This is a genomic window from Pseudomonas sp. S2_H10 (genome assembly GCF_054668285.1).
In genome coordinates this window covers 2,347,652-2,364,421 of the sequence record NZ_CP162754.1, presented here as the reverse complement: position 1 = coordinate 2,364,421, position 16,770 = coordinate 2,347,652, and the positions used below count along the sequence as shown (strand labels likewise).

The following is a 16,770-nucleotide window of genomic DNA, read 5'->3' as shown; positions in this document are numbered from 1 at the left end:
AGACTTTGCCGATCTTCAGTTCAGGAATCGCCCGTGACCTCCATCTTCTGGTACGACTACGAAACCACTGGCATCAATCCCCGTTGCGACCGTCCGTTGCAAATGGCCGGCCTGCGCACCGACTTCGATCTCAATGAAATCGACGAGCCGGTCAATCTTTACTGCCGGCCCAGTGACGACATCCTGCCGCATCCTGCCGCCTGTGCGATCACGGGCATCACCCCCGGGCAACTGCAGGCGCAGGGTTTGAGCGAGGCTGATTTCATGACCCGGGTGCATGCCCAGCTCGCGGCACCGGGCACCTGTGGCGCGGGGTATAACACCCTGCGTTTCGACGACGAGATGACCCGCTACAGCCTGTACCGAAACTTTTTCGACCCTTATGCGCGGGAATGGCAGGGCGGCAACAGCCGCTGGGACCTGATCGATGTGGTGCGCGCCGCCTATGCCTTGCGCCCCGATGGCCTGGTCTGGCCAACGGATGACGAGGGTCGGGTCACACTCAAGCTCGAACGCCTGACCGCCGCCAATGGCATCGATCATGGCAATGCCCACGAAGCGCTGTCGGACGTTCGCGCGACGATCGCCCTGGCGCGCCTGATACGGGAAAAACAGCCAAAACTCTACGACTGGTTGTTTCAACTGCGCAGCAAGCAGAAAGTCATGGACCAGATACGCCTGCTGCAACCGCTGGTGCATGTGTCGGGCCGTTTTTCCGCCGCGCGCAGCTATGTGGGTGTGGTGTTGCCGCTGGCGTGGCACCCGCGCAACAAGAACGCCCTGATTGTCTGTGACTTGCACCTCGATCCGCAGGGCCTGCTTGATCTGGATGCTGAAACCTTGCGCCAGCGCCTGTATACCCGTCGCGATGAGCTGGTCGAAGGTGAGCTGCCGGTGCCATTGAAGTTGATTCACATCAACAAGTGCCCGGTGGTGGCACCGTTGTCGGTACTTCGCCAGGAGGATCAGCAGCGTCTGGGTCTGGATATGGCGCTGTATCAGCAGCGGGTGTTGCGGCTAAATGACGCGCACAAAGTTTGGCAGGATAAAGTCCTCGCGATTTATGCCCGCGAAGACTTTTCCCAGAGCCAGGATCCCGAGCAACAGTTATACGATGGATTCATCGGTGATCGGGATCGGCGATTGTGTGAACAAGTCCGGACCGTTGACCCGATGCAGTTGGCACAAGAGCAGTGGCCTTTCGATGACGAACGTTTGCCTGAATTGTTGTTTCGATATCGCGCACGCAACTTTCCCGATACGTTGAATTCCGAGGAACAAGAACGCTGGCGAATATTCTGTCAGAAACGTCTGTCAGACCCCGAGTGGGGGGCGCCCAATACCCTGGAAAGTTTTGTAGAGGCCGCGGCGCAGTTGAGCGTTAGTGCTACTACGTTTCAGCAGGGGGTGCTCAGTGAGTGGCAGGATTATGTGCAGGGACTGCGTCAGCGTTTTCGTCTTTGAATCCGAACATGCCGGGGCTTAAACGCCGCGCATAAAAAAACGCCAGCATTTGCTGGCGTTCTTTTTTTGTCACGGATCCATCTGCGACAACCTCTGAGGCTTAGCCCAGCAGGGTAGCCCAGCCTTCCACCACATCACCGCCCCACTTGGCTTTCCACTCTTTCAGAGTTTTGTGGTTGCCACCTTTGGTTTCGATGACTTCGCCGTTGTGCGGGTTTTTGTATTGTTTAACTTTGCGAGCACGCTTGGTGCCGGTAGTTTTCACTGCACCGCCGCGTGGCGCCTTGGATTTGGATTCTGGATCCAACAGCGCGATGATGTCACGCAGGGACTTGGAGTATTCGCCCATCAGGGTGCGCAGTTTGCCTTCGAATTCCAGCTCGGTTTGCAGTTTGTCGTCTTGGGACAGGTTCTTCAAACGGGCTTGCAGCTCTTTGATAGCTTCTTCGGTGGCGCGATATTCGTTGATCAAGGACATGAGGACTACCTTATGTTGTTCGCTGGATGGCAGGGTGACAGTGCCGCAATAATAGTCACGGTGTTTCATCAAGTAAACATTTAAGCCAACTTTATTTAATTTAGTTGCTGTGTCTTTGTGCGCTTTGGTAGTGCAGTTATTGTCTGCCGGATATACATAAATTAACAAATGAGCGGCACCGCTAGAGCCCCCCGCGAACAAACCAGGGTGTTGCCCGACCCGCCGCACCGACCTTCCGGCAGGGCGAAACGTCAACAATACTGCAGTTTTGCTGCGCAATCGCTAGAATGGCGGCCTTTGCGAAGTTCTGGAGTTTCCCCCTCATGCGCACTTTTCGTCTGGTGATTTCTTGCCCGGACCGTGTTGGCATCGTTGCCAAAGTCAGTAACTTTCTGGCATCACACAACGGCTGGATCACTGAAGCGAGCCATCACTCGGACAATCTCAGTGGCTGGTTCTTCATGCGTCACGAAATCCGTGCCGACTCCCTGCCATTTGGTCTCGAAGCGTTTCGCGAAGCCTTTGCGCCGATCGCCGAAGAGTTCTCGATGGACTGGCGCATCACCGATACCGAGCAAAAGAAGCGTGTCGTGCTGATGGCCAGCCGCGAGTCGCACTGCCTGGCCGACTTGCTGCACCGCTGGCACAGCGATGAACTGGACTGCGAAATCTCCTGCGTGATCTCCAACCATGATGACTTGCGCAGCATGGTGGAGTGGCACGGCATTCCGTACTACCACGTCCCGGTCAATCCGCAGGACAAGCAACCTGCTTTCGCCGAGGTTTCGCGCCTGGTCAAGCAGCACGATGCCGAAGTGGTGGTGCTTGCCCGTTACATGCAAATCCTGCCGCCCGAGCTGTGCAGTGAATACGCGCACAAGGTGATCAACATTCACCACAGCTTCTTGCCGTCGTTCGTGGGTGCCAAGCCGTATCACCAGGCTTCCCTGCGCGGCGTGAAGCTGATCGGTGCGACCTGCCACTATGTGACCGAGGAGCTGGACGCCGGCCCGATCATCGAGCAGGACGTGGTGCGCGTCAGCCACAGCGACAGCATCGAAGACATGGTGCGTTTCGGCCGTGATGTCGAGAAGATGGTGCTGGCCCGCGGCCTGCGCTATCACCTGGAAGACCGGGTGCTGGTGCACGGCAACAAAACCGTGGTCTTCTGACAGACCGTCGGCACAGTTGAAATTCGAAGGGCCTGGGCGTTCAATCGCTTCAGGCCCTTCGCCGTTCTGCACCGAGGAAACGACCATGACCGATCCACTGGACAAAGCCACATCCAAGGCCCCCGCCACACTGGGCGAGGGCTGCTTGAGTCGCTACGACCCGGATGACATGGGGCCTGAAACGGGTACGGAGTTTCCTGATGCCGCGCAGTTGTGGGAACAGTTGCAGCAAGCGCCCGAAGACAAACCTAAGCCTGTCTGAGTTTCATCAGCTTCATCAGCAGCGGCCGGCCGAGCATCAGCAAAAACACCGGCCCACCGACCAGCAAGTAGAAGTAATACGTCACCGCCCGCCAGATCAGAATCGCCGCGGCCGCCGTGGATTTCCCGACCATGGGCGCCAGCAGCGCCGCCGACGTCAGTTCGGCTGCCCCGGCTCCGCCCGGCAGCAGGCTGAATTGCCCGGCGCTCAGCGCCAGCATCTGGATCAGAAAACTCCAGGCCCACTGCAAATCCGCGCCGAGCCCGCGCAATGCCAGATAGAGAACGCTGTAGCGCAACAGCCAATGCACGCAGGTCAGGGCGAATACCTTGATCAAGGTTTGCACGGGCAATTTCAGCGTGTCGGTAAACGCCGCCAGAAACTGCAGGAGCTTGCGCGCCCAGCGCATTCGCGTGGCGGTCTGCACATTGGCCCGGGCGAGCCAGCGGCCGCTCAGGCGAATCAATGAGCGGTGATAGCGCGCCACCAGCACGCAAATTATCAGTCCGCCGCACAGCGAAACGGCACTGACCGCCAGCATCCATTCCATGCGCTGGCTCAAGTGCTGGAACAGGGCGTAAATCAGAATCCCGCTCAGGGCGCAGAGGAAAAACAGCAAGTCGCTCAACTGATCCATGGCAAACACTGCGCTGCCCCTGGCCGGGCGCACACCGTGACGCGCCAGCAACGCCATGATCGTCAGAGGCCCGCCGCTGCCGCCGGGCGTGGCGCAGTAGGCAAATTCGGCAGCCATCACCACGCCGAGGCTGCCGAGCCGGCCAACCTTGCGCGATTGATCACCCAGCAACAGGCGTAGACGCAGGGTGTTCAGCACCCAGCACAGCAGGATCATGCCGAACATGATCAACAGCCACGGCAGCGGAAAACCGCTCAGCCTGGACCAGATCTCGCTGCCGCCCAACACCAACGGAACCAGTACCGCCGCGAGCAGGCCGCCGAACAACAGCAGGCCGCGACTCATGCGGCACGATCCAGTCGGTCGTTTTGCAGCGCCATCCAGCGGGCCTTGGTCAGTGGAACACGTCCGTTGGCGAGCAGGCGCTCCAGGGTTTGCAGCCAGTATCGACGCGAGAATTCATGACGCATGTCCACCGGGTGCAGGCCCAGGCGAATCACCGGAGCCTGCTGCCAGCGTTGTTCACGGCGGTCGCTGACGAGTTTCGAGACACCCCGGCGCCAGGCACTGCGGGCACTCCAGACCAGCCCCGGTGCCTCGATCGCGGTGAAGTCCGGCAACCGGTACAAATGCTGTGAGTCGCTGGTGTAACTCAGCGGCAATTGGCGCAATGCCTGGCGGGTGCCTTGGCTCATCAGCCAGGCAGGGGCGACGAACCCCTGCAGAGGCCAGTCATGGCGGTGGAACATCTCGATGCCCGAACGCAGGCGGGCGAGGGCGGCTTCTGGCGATAAACGGTAGAACTCGCCTTCGTGGGTATAGACCCGACGCATGAACCAGTCTCGCGGATTGACCGTCACAGGCTCATCGTCGCAGTGGAAGTAACCATGCAGTGCCAGTTCGTCGCCCCGGGCGACCCGTGCGCCGAGCTGGCGGCAAAATTGCGGATGGGCGTCCAGAGGGTTGTGCTTGTGGAAGTCCGGTACCACCAGCCAGGTGATCGGCACGTCACCCAGGGCGTCGACGGCTTTGACGAACGGCTGGTAATCGGCCCAGGTCGGCGGCGCCACGTCGTGCAGTACCAGTAGCAAAGCGGGTCTGTTCATGGGCTCAACCATTGGCGGTCAGCGGCCATTGGCTGCCAAGCACGGCGTGATAGTGGCGCAGCAAACTGTTGACCACCGTGTCCCAGGCGTAATGCTGTTCGACATGCAACCGTGCCTGTTTGCCCAGCGTTGTGTGTCCCGAGCCGAACAATTCTCGAACAGCGGCGGCCATCGCGGCGGGATTGTTCGGTGCGCAGAGCAGGCCGCAGTCCTCGCTGACGATTTCCTCGAAAGCCCCGGCCGCCACGGCGACAACCGGGATGCCGCTGGCCATGGCCTCCAGAATGACCAGGCCGAAGGTTTCCTGATCGCCGGCGTGCAGCAATGCATCGGCGCTGGCCATCAGGCGGGCCACCTGCGCGGCGGGGCAGAACTCGTCGATCACCGTCACGTTGGACGGCACGGCCGTGGGCATCGACGAACCCACCAGAATCAGGTGATAGCGTCGGCCCAGGCGCTGCATGCAGTCGAGCAGCACCGGCAGGTTTTTTCCTTCGAGCCGCGCCCGGCGAAGATCAGCAACCGGGTGTTGTCATCCAGGCCCAATTCGGCCCGCAAGCCGGGATCCCTGGCAGCGGGATTGAAGGTGTGCAGGTCGACACCGAGCGGCTGCACGAACACGTTCCTGACCCCCAGCCCGGTGAGTTTGTCGGCCATGACCCGACTGGGCGCCAGGACCCGGTCGAAGTTGCCGTAGAGCTTGCTGACATAGGCTTCGACGTTGGTGGTCACCCAGTTGCCCATGCGGTTGCTGACCAACAGGGGCAGGTCCGAGTGATAGAAACCGATGACGGGCACGTCGAGTTGGCGCCGCGCGTCCAGTGCCGCCCATGCGGTGAGATAGGGGTCGCCGACTTCAATCAGGTCGGGTTGCAAATCCTGCAGGACATTGCGCCAGGGGGCGAGGCGCAGCGGGAAGCGATAGCCCTTGCCGAAGGGCAGGGCAGGCGCCGGGACGGTAAAGATGCCATCCTGCTCGCTAAAAGATGATCCGGGGATCAGCAAACTGTGGCGAATGCCCGGCTTGATGCCCAGGCGACGATGCTTTGCATCCAGATAAGTGCGTACGCCACCGCTGGCAGGGGCGTAGAACATGGTGATGTCAGCGATATGCACGATGAACGATCCTCCGGTCCCGGTACTCCCTTGGTTGACCTTTATGAAGGATAGATGTTCGGTTGGGGTTGTACGGGAGGGGATGTCAGCAGGGTTTTGTAGTGTTTGGCAGGCCGCTATCGCTAGCAGGCTAGCTCCCACATTTGATCTGTGGCGTTCACAGTTCCCTGTGGGAGCTAGCCTGCTAGCGATTGTGCCAGTGGCAGCACCTTAGATTCGGAAGCTTCCCACCAACTGCTTCAACCGCGCCGCCTGCTGCTCAAGGTCCGAGCACGCGCGCAAGGTCGATTGCAGGTTTTCCACGCCCTCCTGGTTCAGCGTGTTGATCTCGGTGATGTCGACGTTGATCGACTCCACCACGGCGGTCTGTTCTTCGGTCGCGGTGGCCACCGACTGGTTCATGCCGTCGATTTCACCGATACGCAGGGTCACGCTGTTCAGGCGTTCGCCCGCGAGGTTGGCGATTTCCACGCTGTCCTGGCTGTGACGCTGACTGTCGCTCATGGTGCTGACCGATTCCCGGGCGCCGACTTGCAGCTCCTCGATCATGGTCTGTACCTGTTGCGCCGACTCTTGCGTGCGGTGAGCCAGGTTGCGTACCTCGTCCGCCACTACGGCAAAACCACGACCGGCTTCGCCAGCACGTGCCGCTTCGATGGCAGCGTTCAGTGCCAGCAGGTTGGTCTGCTGGGAAATGCTGGTGATCACTTCGAGAATCTGCCCGATGTTCACCGTTTTGCTGTTCAGCGATTCGATGTTGGTGCTCGATGCGCTGAGCATGCTCGACAGTTGATTCATCGCCACGATGCTGCGGTCCACCACTTGCTGGCCGTCTTCGGCCAGGCTGCGGGCATCGCTGGCCTGGCTTGAGGCCTGGGCGGCGTTGCGGGCGATTTCCTGGGCGGCGGCGCCGAGCTGGTTGATCGCCGCGGCGACGCTGCTGGTGCGCGAGGCTTGTTGGTCGGAGTTGTACATCGACGAGTTGGACGCGGCCACTACCCGCAATGCCACTTCGTTGACCTGGCCGGTGGCCGAGGACACTTCGCGGATCGAGCCGTGAACGCGCTCCACGAAGCGGTTGAAGGCGGTGCCCAGGGTGCCGAATTCGTCATTGTTCTGGATGGTCAGGCGCTTGGTCAGGTCGCCTTCGCCATCGGCGATGTCGGCCATGGCGCGGGTCATGACGTGCAACGGCTGGATCAGGATGCGGATCAGCATGCCGAGCAGGGCGATGATGATGGCCACGGCAATGAGGGTCGCAACGACCGCAGAGGTGCGGAATTCGCTGAGCATCGAGAAGGCTTTTTCCTTGTCGACCGACAGACCGATGTACCAGTTGACCGAAGGCAGGCCCTTGATCGCAGTGAAGCTGACGATGCGGGTCTTGCCATCGACGTCCACTTCGCTGAAGCCGTTGCCGATGCGCGGGGTATCTTTGGGATACGCCTCGCTCAGCGTCTTCATCACCAGCGCCTTGTCCGGGTGAACCAGGATCTTGCCGTCGGCGCTGACCAGAAACGCGTAGCCCATGCCATCGAAGTCGCGGGCGCTGAGGGTTTCGATCAACGTCTGCAGGCTCAGGTCGCCGCCCACCACACCGACGCTCTGTCCGGCCTTTTTCGAAGCCGTGGCCATGGAGATGATCAACTGGCCGGTTGCCGCATCGATGTAGGGTTCGGTCAGGGTCGGCGTGCTGCTGCTTTCGGCGCCTTTGTACCAGGGACGAACGCGCGGATCGAAACCGTCCGGCATCTTCGCGTCGGGACGAATGGTGAAGTGCCCGGTGGCATCGCCCAGGTAGGTCGCCATGAAGGTCGATGTCAGGGTTTTCTGCTCGAGCAGGCTGGCGACGTTGGCTTGTTCCGGGTTGATGGCGATGTTTTGCGAGAGGTTCTCGATCAACAGGATACGCCCGGTCAGCCAGGTCTGGATGTTGTTGGCGGTGACGTCGCCCATCTCATTGAGATAGTTATCGAGGTCTTCGCGGATGGCGTTGCGCTGTAGATAGTCGTTGTACAGCGTGAATGAGGCGAAGGCGGCAATAACAATGAGAGCGGCGGCAAGCAGGATTTTATGGCTGAAACGCAGATTTTTGTTCATGGCTTGGGGGGTCCGCTAAGGTCTTAATGTCCAGCGCGTGCTTTTATAAAGAGGCGCGTTACGGGCAAGGTTGAAAGCAAAGTGAATTTTCCGACTCTCCTTAGGGAAATTTCCGACCAGATCGTGTCTGACTGCTTTGTCGTTATCTCTATCGGCAGTGTAGGACCAAAGATTAATCATGGGTGACCAAATGCCTGATTCACTGCAACTCGTTATCGGCGCCGACCTCCAAGGGCAACCGATTGCCCAGGCCATGCGCCTGGCGAACCGCCACGGATTGATCGCGGGCGCGACCGGCACCGGTAAAACCGTCACTTTGCAACGAATGGCCGAAGCCTTCAGCGATGCCGGCGTGGCGGTGTTCGCCGCTGACATCAAGGGAGACCTGTGCGGCCTCGGCGCCGCCGGCAACCCCCAGGGCAAGATCGCTGAACGGATCGCCGGGATGCCGTGGCTCAACCACAAGCCTCAGGCTTATCCGGTGACGCTGTGGGACATACAGGGTCAGTCCGGTCATCCTTTACGCACAACCTTGAGTGAAATGGGGCCACTGCTGCTGGGCAGCCTGCTCGAACTGACCGACAGCCAGCAGTCGGCGCTGTACGCCGCGTTCAAGGTGGCGGACCGTGAAGGCCTGTTGTTGCTCGATCTCAAGGACCTGAAGGCGTTACTCAATCACCTGCGGGACAATCCTGAGTTGCTGGGCGACGATGCGGCATTGATGACCACCGGCTCCAGCCAGGCGTTGCTGCGGCGTCTGGCGATCCTGGAGCAACAGGGCGCCGAAGCCTTGTTCGGCGAGCCGGCGCTGCAACTCGAAGACATCCTCCAACCTACGGCCGATGGTCGCGGGCGCATTCATTTGCTCGATGCCAGCCGCCTGGTGCATGAAGCGCCGAAGGTCTACGCGACGTTCCTGCTGTGGCTGCTGGCCGAGCTGTTCGAACAGTTGCCCGAGCGTGGCGATGCCGACAAACCCGTGCTGGCGCTGTTCTTCGACGAGGCGCACTTGCTGTTCAACGGCACGCCGCAGGCATTGCGCGACCGTCTGGAGCAAGTCGTGAGGCTGATTCGTTCCAAAGGCGTGGGCGTGTATTTCGTCACCCAGTCGCCGGGTGACCTGCCCGATGATGTGCTGGCGCAGTTGGGCTTGCGCGTCCAGCACGGTTTGCGTGCGTTCACCGCCAAGGAACAGAAGTCCCTGCGCGCGGTGGCCGAAGGTTTTCGGCCGAATCCGGCGTTCGATGCGTTGGCGGTGTTGACCGAACTCGGGATCGGCGAGGCGCTGGTCGGCACCCTGCAGGAAAAAGGCACGCCGGAAATGGTCCAGCGTGTGCTGGTGGCGCCACCGCAATCGCGGATCGGGCCTTTGACCGCTGCCGAGCGCACGGCGCTGATTGCCGGTTCACCGTTGCAAGGTCGTTATGACAAGCCGATTGACCGTGAATCGGCCTATGAGGTGCTGATGGGGCGCAAGGGCCTGGCGCCCGAGCCCGAAGCGGAGCAGGGCAAGCAGGAACCGAGCTTCACCGAACAGGCGGGAGAGTTCCTCGGCACTGCGGCAGGGAAGGCGCTGAAATCGGCGATGCAACAGGCGGCGAACCAGATTGGCCGGCAGTTGGTGCGCGGCTTGATGGGCTCGCTGCTGGGCGGGAAAAAACGCCGCTAGCTTGAGCGAACACAGGTAAATGTGGGAGCGAGCCTGCTCGCGAATCGGTGTGTCAGGCAGCATCATTGTTGAATGTTACGCCGTCTTCGCGAGCAGGCTCGCTCCCACAGGAGGGCGCCTATCAATTTTTGGATTTGGCGTGCGCGGCCAATCGTTCCAGCGCCGCCCGCAGGTTCGGGTCGCTGATCCCGTCGGCCGTGGCCTGAATGGTTGCGGCCGCATCGTCCGACAGATCCATGGTGTGCCCGACTGCGCCCCGCTGGACCGTAGGCGGTTGCACCTTGAACAGGATGCGCGTCAGATTGGCGAACTCGTCGAACATCTGCAGTTGCCGTTGCAGGCGCTTCTGCTGATAGCGCAGGCGCGTTGCCCAATGGCCGTCGGTGACAATCAGCAACAAACTGCCTTCGCGCCATGACGCTACATGACAATGTTCGCGGGCGGCGGGTTGCAGTTGGCTTTCGAGCAATCGTTGCAGATGACCCAGGCGTTGAGCGTGGCCAAGAATGGCCTTCAGCGGCTTGGCTTCGCGTAGTAGAACGGCAGGTACTTTGGCCGTAAGTGGGCGAAATGCCATGATCAGACACCTGAAGTAACAGAGGCGCCATGGTAGCAGAAAGCACCGGATGCACCCGCCCATTGCATTTGTGGGTGCTTTACCCATTAAATCAACAACTAACTTCTGCCTTGAACGGCTTGAAGTTGAGCAAAATGCCCTTATTTAAAGTGAGCCCCGTCAAAGCGCAGTGCCAGCATCGTGGAATTTCGCCACTTTCCTCACCACCGTTTCCGGGTAGAATGCTCGTTCGCATGCGGCCATGAGGGCTGCACGGGCGACTCACGGGGCCGCCCTCCATCCCTTTAGTGTGGAAGATCCTGCCGATATGTTTGCGCCTTTGTTAAAGAAACTTTTTGGAAGCAAGAATGAGCGTGAAGTCAAACGCATGCTCAAGACGGTGCAACTCGTCAATGCCTTCGAAGAGCAAATGGTGGCCCTTTCGGACGATCAATTGCGTGCCAAGACAGACGAGTTCAAGGCCCGCATCGCCAAAGGGGAAACCCTCGACAAGCTCCTGCCAGAAGCCTTTGCGGTCGCCCGCGAAGCCGGCAAACGTGTCATGGGCATGCGTCACTTCGACGTCCAGCTGATCGGCGGCATGACCTTGCATGAAGGCATGATCGCGGAAATGCGTACCGGTGAAGGCAAGACCCTGGTGGCAACGCTGGGTGTTTACCTCAACGCGCTGTCCGGCAAGGGCGTGCACGTTGTGACGGTGAACGACTACCTGGCCCGCCGCGACGCCAACTGGATGCGCCCGCTGTATGAATTCCTCGGCCTGACGGTCGGCGTGGTCACGCCGTTCCAGCCGCCGGAAGAGAAGCGCGCCGCCTACGCCGCCGACATCACCTACGGCACCAACAACGAATTCGGTTTCGATTACCTGCGCGACAACATGGCGTTCAGCATGGAAGAAAAATTCCAGCGCGAACTCAATTTTGCCGTGATCGACGAAGTCGACTCCATCCTCATCGACGAAGCCCGTACGCCGCTGATCATCTCCGGTCAGGCCGAGGACAGCTCCAAGCTGTACATCGAGATCAACAAACTGATCCCGCGCCTGGAATTGCATGTCGAAGAAGTCGAAGGCGAAGTCACCAAGGCTGGTCATTACACCGTCGACGAGAAGACCCGCCAGGTCGAGCTCAACGAAGCGGGTCATCAGTTTGTTGAAGAGTCGCTAACCTCCCTCGGCCTGCTGGCTGAAGGCGAGAGCCTGTACTCGGCGCACAACCTGAGCCTGCTGACTCACGTCTACGCCGGCCTGCGTGCGCACAAGCTGTTCCATCGCAACGTCGAATACATCGTGCAGGACGGTCAGGTCGTACTGGTCGACGAGCACACCGGCCGTACCATGCCGGGGCGCCGCTTGTCCGAAGGCCTGCACCAGGCCATCGAAGCCAAGGAAAACCTGAACATCCAGGCCGAAAGCCAGACGCTGGCATCGACCACCTTCCAGAACTACTTCCGTCTGTACAACAAGCTGTCCGGCATGACCGGTACGGCCGACACCGAAGCGTTCGAGTTCCACCAGATCTATGGCCTGCAGGTCATGGTCATTCCGCCGAACAAGCCGCTGGCTCGTAAAGACTACAACGACCTGGTGTTCCTGACCGCCGACGAGAAATACGCGGCAATCGTGGCCGACATCAAGGAAAGCATGGCCGCAGGCCGTCCGGTCCTGGTCGGTACCGCCACCATCGAAACCTCCGAGCACATGTCCAGCCTGCTCGTGAAGGAAGGCATCGAACACAAGGTCCTGAACGCCAAGTTCCACGAAAAGGAAGCCGAGATCATTGCCCAGGCCGGTCGCCCGGGCGCACTGACCATCGCCACCAACATGGCCGGTCGTGGTACCGACATCCTGTTGGGCGGTAACTGGGAAGTGGAAGTGGCCTCCCTGGAAAGCCCGACCCCTGAGCAGATTGCCCAGATCAAGGCCGACTGGCAGAAGCGTCACCAGCAAGTGCTCGAATCCGGTGGTTTGCAGGTGATTGCGTCCGAGCGTCACGAATCGCGCCGTATCGACAACCAGTTGCGTGGTCGTGCCGGTCGTCAGGGCGACGCCGGTTCCAGCCGCTTCTACCTGTCGCTGGAAGACAGCCTGATGCGCATCTTCGCCTCCGACCGGGTGAAGAACTTCATGAAGGCCCTGGGCATGCAGCCTGGCGAAGCGATCGAGCACCGCATGGTGACCAACGCCATCGAAAAGGCCCAGCGCAAGGTCGAAGGCCGCAACTTCGACATTCGCAAACAACTGCTCGAGTTCGACGACGTCAACAACGAACAGCGTAAAGTGATCTATCACATGCGTAACACGTTGCTGGCCGCCGACAACATTGGCGAGACCATCGCAGACTTCCGTCAGGACGTGCTCAACGCCACCGTCAGCGCGCACATTCCGCCGCAGTCGCTGCCTGAGCAGTGGGACGTGGCCGGTCTGGAAGCTGCGCTGCAGAGCGATTTCGGTGTGACGCTGCCGATCCAGCAATGGCTCGACGAAGACGATCACCTGTACGAAGAAACCCTGCGCGAGAAGCTCATGAACGAGCTGATCGCGGCGTACAACGAGAAAGAAGACCAGGCGGGCGCCGAAGCGCTGCGCACCTTCGAGAAGCAAATCGTTCTGCGCGTTCTGGACGACCTGTGGAAAGACCACCTGTCGACCATGGACCACCTGCGTCACGGTATCCACTTGCGTGGTTACGCCCAGAAGAACCCGAAGCAGGAATACAAGCGCGAGTCGTTCACGCTGTTCTCCGAGCTGCTGGATTCGATCAAGCGCGATTCGATCCGTGTGTTGTCTCACGTTCAGGTTCGTCGCGAAGATCCGATCGAAGAAGAGCAGCGCCTGCGTCAGGAAGCCGAGGCATTGGCCGCTCGCATGCAGTTCCTGCATGAAGAGGCTCCAGGCCTTGAGCAGCCGGAAGTGTTGGGTGAAGAAGTCGATGTTGCCCTCGCTGCCGCGCCGGTACGCAACGAGCAGAAGCTGGGTCGCAATGAGCTGTGCTACTGCGGTTCGGGCAAGAAGTTCAAGCATTGCCACGGGCAGATCCAGTAAAACCCGTTTCAATCGCTGAAATACCCGCGCCGCGACCGGCTTCTGCCGTCGCGGCGTTTTACCATTTCGAACCACCGTTTTTCCTGAAACGGTGCTGACATCATTTATAAAGGAGCGCATTCATGGCTGTTGGTCTTGGTCCTTTGCCAACGTTGCACCCGGTTGCCGGTTTTGAACTCGGTATCGCCTCGGCCGGCATCAAGCGCCCGGGGCGCAAGGATGTTGTGGTCATGCGCTGTGTCGAAGGCTCCACGGTTGCCGGCGTGTTCACCCTGAACGCCTTTTGCGCGGCACCGGTGATCCTGGCCAAGCAACGCGTGCAAGGCCCTGTGCGTTACCTGCTGACCAATACCGGCAATGCCAACGCCGGTACCGGCGAGCCAGGCCTGGCCGCGGCCGAGCGCACTTGCGCGAAACTGGCCGAGTTGACTGGCGTCGATGCCAGCCAGGTGCTGCCGTACTCCACCGGTGTGATCGGCGAGCCACTGCCGGTCGAGAAAATCGAGGGCGCGCTGCAAGCGGCCCTCGACGACCTGTCGATCCACAACTGGGAAGCTGCCGCCACCGGCATCATGACCACCGACACGCTGCCAAAAGGCGCCAGCCGTCAGTTCCAGCATGACGGCGTGACCATCACCGTCACCGGCATCAGCAAGGGGGCGGGCATGATTCGCCCGAACATGGCGACCATGCTCGGCTACATCGCCACCGACGCCAAAGTCTCCCGCGACGTGCTGCAAAACCTGATGCTCGACGGCGCCAACAAGTCGTTCAACCGCATCACCATCGATGGCGATACCTCGACCAACGACTGCTGCATGCTGATCGCCACCGGTCAGGCGGCTTTGCCGGAAATCACCCGCGCCGAAGGCGAGCTGTTCGCCAAGTTGAAGCAGGCGGTGTTCGAAGTGTGCATGGACGTGGCCCAGGCCATCGTGCGCGACGGCGAAGGCGCGACCAAATTCGTCACCGTTGAAGTCAACGGTGGCGGCAATCACCAGGAGTGCCTGGACGTCGGCTACACCGTGGCCCACTCGCCACTGATCAAGACCGCGCTGTTCGCTTCCGACCCGAACTGGGGTCGTATCCTGGCCGCTGTCGGCCGTGCCGGTGTGCCGAACCTGGATGTGAGCAAGATCGACGTGTTCCTCGGTGAGGTGTGCATCGCCAGTCGTGGCGCCCGTGCCGCGACGTACACCGAAGCCCAGGGTTCGGCGGTGATGCAGCAGGAGGAAATCACCATCCGTATCGAATTGGGTCGCGGCGATTGCAGCGAAACCATCTGGACCACCGACCTGTCCCACGAGTACGTGAAGATCAACGCCGAGTACCGTACGTAAGACCGAGTCAATCCGATCGCGGGCAAGCCCGCTCCCACAGGGTTCTGCGTCGTACACAAAATTTGTGTTCAACCAAATCCACTGTGGGAGCTGGCTTGCCAGCGATGGCGGTCTGTCAGTCGCTAGCTAGACTGGCCTGTCCCCCCTCATCAAAAGGTCCCGAACATGAGCCTGCACCTGATCATCGGCGACAAACTGCTTTCCTCCTGGTCCCTGCGTGGCGCCCTGGCCCTCGATCTGACCGGCGCGGCCTACACCGAAGAACTGATCAAGCTGAACCAGCCGGACACCCGCGAGCGTCTGCTCAAGCATTCGCCCACGGGCAAGGTGCCATTGCTGCAAACGTCTCGCGGCACCATCGCCGATTCACTGGCGATTGCCGAATACCTGGCCGAGCAGTTCCCCTCCGAACAACTCTGGCCGACCGACATCGCCGCCCGTGCCCAGGCCCGATCCGCCTGCGCGCAGATGCATAGCGGTTTTTTCGCCATGCGCAATCACATGCCGTTCAACCTGAGCCACGACGCACCGCTGAATCCGGTACCGCCCGAGGTGACGGTCGATATCGAGCGCATGTTGGCGCTATGGGCTGAATGCCGCGCGGTTGCCAGTGAAAGCGGGCCGTACCTGTTTGGTCGGCTGAGCCTGGCCGATGCGTTCTTTGCACCGATCGCCGTGCGTCTGCGCACCTATCGGGTGGCACTGCCGGCCATCGATGAAGCCTATGTTGAAACCGTCTACCAATGGCCAGCCTTCAAGGCCTGGCAGAAGGCTGGACTGGAGGAGTTGGAAAAGTGAAACGAGTCCATGTCGCCGCCGCCGTCATCCGCGATGGCAGTGGCCAGATCCTGATTGCCCGTCGTGCCGACACACAGCACCAGGGCGGCCTGTGGGAGTTTCCCGGTGGCAAGGTCGAGGCCGACGAGTCGGTCGAAACCGCCCTGGCCCGTGAACTCCATGAAGAGTTGGGCATCGTGGTGGGCGCGGCGCGCCCGCTGATCAAGATCCGCCACGATTACCCGGACAAGCAGGTGTTGCTGGATGTCTGGGAAGTCTCGGCGTTCACCGGCGAGCCCCACGGCGCCGAAGGCCAGCCACTGGCCTGGGTCGCGCCACGTGATCTGTCGAACTACGAGTTTCCGGCGGCCAATCAGCCGATCGTCGCGGCTGCCCGATTGCCATCGCAGTACCTGATTACCCCGGAAGATCTGGAAACCCCGGCGCTGCTGCGTGGTATTCAGAAGGCCATTGCCGGCGGCATCAAGCTGGTCCAGTTGCGCGCACCGAACGGTTACGACCCGAAGTATCGCGACCTGGCCGTCGATGCGGCGGGTTTGTGTGCCGGCAAGGCGCAGTTGATGATCAAGGGGCCGTTTGAATGGCTGGGCGATTTCCCGTCCGCCGGTTGGCACATTACCTCGGCGCAGCTGCGCAAATACGCAGCGGCGGGTCGACCGCTACCGGCGTCGCGCTGGCTGGCGGCTTCGTGCCATAACGCGCAAGAGCTGGCGCTGGCCGAAGAGATGGGGGTGGATTTCGTGACCCTGTCGCCGGTGCAGCCGACCCTGACTCACCCTGGCGCGCAGCCGTTGGGTTGGGAACAGGCGTCGAGCCTGATCGAAGGGTTCAGCAAGCCGGTGTTCCTGCTCGGTGGTGTTGGCCCGGCTGAGGTCGAGAAAGCCTGGGCTGCGGGTGCGCAGGGTGTGGCGGGGATTCGGGCTTTTTGGCCTGAGAGTTGATTCTCTGGCGAGTCTACTGGCCCCTTCGCGGGCAAGCCCGCTCCCACAGTGGTCAAGGTGAAACACA

General features: G+C 60.7%; 13 protein-coding genes and 2 pseudogenes. 8 read left to right on the top strand and 7 right to left on the bottom strand.

The features are described 5' to 3' along the window. Window positions 1-33 precede the first annotated feature (33 nt). A complete protein-coding gene (gene sbcB, locus AB4O16_RS10430) occupies window positions 34-1,464 on the top strand; it encodes an exodeoxyribonuclease I (protein WP_460157663.1) in 1,431 nt (476 codons plus the stop codon). Between the two features lie 100 nt (window positions 1,465-1,564). Here sbcB and mvaT read toward each other — a convergent pair whose 3' ends face one another. Continuing rightward, window positions 1,565-1,942, bottom strand: a complete 378-nt coding sequence (mvaT, locus tag AB4O16_RS10425; RefSeq protein ID WP_007945872.1) for a histone-like nucleoid-structuring protein MvaT — start codon at window positions 1,940-1,942, stop codon at window positions 1,565-1,567. Between the two features lie 323 nt (window positions 1,943-2,265). Between mvaT and purU the strand changes: the two genes are divergently transcribed. Together purU and AB4O16_RS10415 are read left to right on the top strand one after the other, a co-directional pair. Further along, a complete protein-coding gene (gene purU, locus AB4O16_RS10420; RefSeq protein WP_150718748.1) occupies window positions 2,266-3,114 on the top strand; it encodes a formyltetrahydrofolate deformylase in 849 nt (282 codons plus the stop codon). An 85-nt stretch (window positions 3,115-3,199) separates the two neighbouring features. Beyond that, window positions 3,200-3,376 carry a hypothetical protein gene (locus tag AB4O16_RS10415; protein WP_460157662.1) on the top strand — a complete coding sequence of 59 codons (177 nt, stop codon included), beginning with the start codon at window positions 3,200-3,202 and terminating at the stop codon, window positions 3,374-3,376. Here the strand turns inward: AB4O16_RS10415 and AB4O16_RS10410 are convergent. The 5 genes and pseudogenes from AB4O16_RS10410 to AB4O16_RS10390 all read right to left on the bottom strand — a co-directional run. Next, a complete protein-coding gene (locus AB4O16_RS10410) occupies window positions 3,363-4,358 on the bottom strand; it encodes a lysylphosphatidylglycerol synthase transmembrane domain-containing protein (RefSeq protein ID WP_460157661.1) in 996 nt (331 codons plus the stop codon). The genes AB4O16_RS10415 and AB4O16_RS10410 overlap by 14 nt on opposite strands. Beyond that, window positions 4,355-5,131: a DUF2334 domain-containing protein gene (locus AB4O16_RS10405; protein WP_460157660.1), complete on the bottom strand. Its 777-nt coding sequence runs from the start codon at window positions 5,129-5,131 to the stop codon at window positions 4,355-4,357. The genes AB4O16_RS10410 and AB4O16_RS10405 overlap by 4 nt, the downstream gene beginning before the upstream one ends. Next, a pseudogene (locus AB4O16_RS10400) lies at window positions 5,124-6,235 on the bottom strand (glycosyltransferase family 4 protein). The gene AB4O16_RS10405 and the pseudogene AB4O16_RS10400 overlap by 8 nt, the downstream one beginning before the upstream one ends. A gap of 210 nt (window positions 6,236-6,445) precedes the next feature. Continuing rightward, complete coding sequence (locus AB4O16_RS10395; RefSeq protein ID WP_430955024.1) at window positions 6,446-7,210, bottom strand: methyl-accepting chemotaxis protein; 765 nt, start codon at window positions 7,208-7,210, stop codon at window positions 6,446-6,448. 93 nt (window positions 7,211-7,303) lie between these two features. Then, window positions 7,304-8,335: pseudogene (locus AB4O16_RS10390) on the bottom strand (HAMP domain-containing protein); the annotation flags it as partial. 190 nt (window positions 8,336-8,525) lie between these two features. Between AB4O16_RS10390 and AB4O16_RS10385 the strand changes: the two are divergent. Next, window positions 8,526-10,004, top strand: a complete 1,479-nt coding sequence (locus AB4O16_RS10385; protein ID WP_460157659.1) for a helicase HerA-like domain-containing protein — start codon at window positions 8,526-8,528, stop codon at window positions 10,002-10,004. Window positions 10,005-10,125: 121 nt separating this feature from the next. Here the strand turns inward: AB4O16_RS10385 and AB4O16_RS10380 are convergent, their stop codons facing one another. Further along, window positions 10,126-10,581, bottom strand: coding sequence for a DUF721 domain-containing protein (locus AB4O16_RS10380; RefSeq protein WP_460157658.1), 456 nt, complete (start codon window positions 10,579-10,581; stop codon window positions 10,126-10,128). 307 nt (window positions 10,582-10,888) lie between these two features. Here AB4O16_RS10380 and secA point away from each other — a divergent pair, with 307 nt between their 5' ends. The 4 genes from secA (at window position 10,889) to AB4O16_RS10360 (ending at window position 16,703) form a co-directional block, all read left to right on the top strand. Beyond that, on the top strand, window positions 10,889-13,624 hold the full coding sequence (secA, locus tag AB4O16_RS10375) for a preprotein translocase subunit SecA (RefSeq protein WP_160389280.1): 2,736 nt from the start codon (window positions 10,889-10,891) through the stop codon (window positions 13,622-13,624). A gap of 122 nt (window positions 13,625-13,746) precedes the next feature. After that, window positions 13,747-14,964, top strand: coding sequence for a bifunctional glutamate N-acetyltransferase/amino-acid acetyltransferase ArgJ (argJ, locus tag AB4O16_RS10370; RefSeq protein ID WP_160389281.1), 1,218 nt, complete (start codon window positions 13,747-13,749; stop codon window positions 14,962-14,964). A 165-nt stretch (window positions 14,965-15,129) separates the two neighbouring features. Beyond that, window positions 15,130-15,762, top strand: a complete 633-nt coding sequence (locus AB4O16_RS10365) for a glutathione S-transferase family protein (protein ID WP_160389282.1) — start codon at window positions 15,130-15,132, stop codon at window positions 15,760-15,762. Further along, a complete protein-coding gene (locus AB4O16_RS10360) occupies window positions 15,759-16,703 on the top strand; it encodes a Nudix family hydrolase (protein WP_160389283.1) in 945 nt (314 codons plus the stop codon). Before AB4O16_RS10365 ends, AB4O16_RS10360 begins: the two co-directional genes overlap by 4 nt. Window positions 16,704-16,770: the final 67 nt, after the last annotated feature.

Bases quoted from the DNA above. Each gene is read 5' to 3' on its own strand.
- mvaT (WP_007945872.1), bottom strand. From the start codon at position 1,942: ATGTCCTTGATCAACGAATATCGCGCCACCGAAGAAGCTATCAAAGAG.
- purU (WP_150718748.1), top strand. From the start codon at position 2,266: ATGCGCACTTTTCGTCTGGTGATTTCTTGCCCGGACCGTGTTGGCATC.
- AB4O16_RS10415 (WP_460157662.1), top strand. From the start codon at position 3,200: ATGACCGATCCACTGGACAAAGCCACATCCAAGGCCCCCGCCACACTG.
- AB4O16_RS10410 (WP_460157661.1), bottom strand. From the start codon at position 4,358: ATGAGTCGCGGCCTGCTGTTGTTCGGCGGCCTGCTCGCGGCGGTACTG.
- AB4O16_RS10405 (WP_460157660.1), bottom strand. From the start codon at position 5,131: ATGGTTGAGCCCATGAACAGACCCGCTTTGCTACTGGTACTGCACGAC.
- AB4O16_RS10395 (WP_430955024.1), bottom strand. From the start codon at position 7,210: ATGTACAACTCCGACCAACAAGCCTCGCGCACCAGCAGCGTCGCCGCG.
- AB4O16_RS10385 (WP_460157659.1), top strand. From the start codon at position 8,526: ATGCCTGATTCACTGCAACTCGTTATCGGCGCCGACCTCCAAGGGCAA.
- AB4O16_RS10380 (WP_460157658.1), bottom strand. From the start codon at position 10,581: ATGGCATTTCGCCCACTTACGGCCAAAGTACCTGCCGTTCTACTACGC.
- secA (WP_160389280.1), top strand. From the start codon at position 10,889: ATGTTTGCGCCTTTGTTAAAGAAACTTTTTGGAAGCAAGAATGAGCGT.
- argJ (WP_160389281.1), top strand. From the start codon at position 13,747: ATGGCTGTTGGTCTTGGTCCTTTGCCAACGTTGCACCCGGTTGCCGGT.
- AB4O16_RS10365 (WP_160389282.1), top strand. From the start codon at position 15,130: ATGAGCCTGCACCTGATCATCGGCGACAAACTGCTTTCCTCCTGGTCC.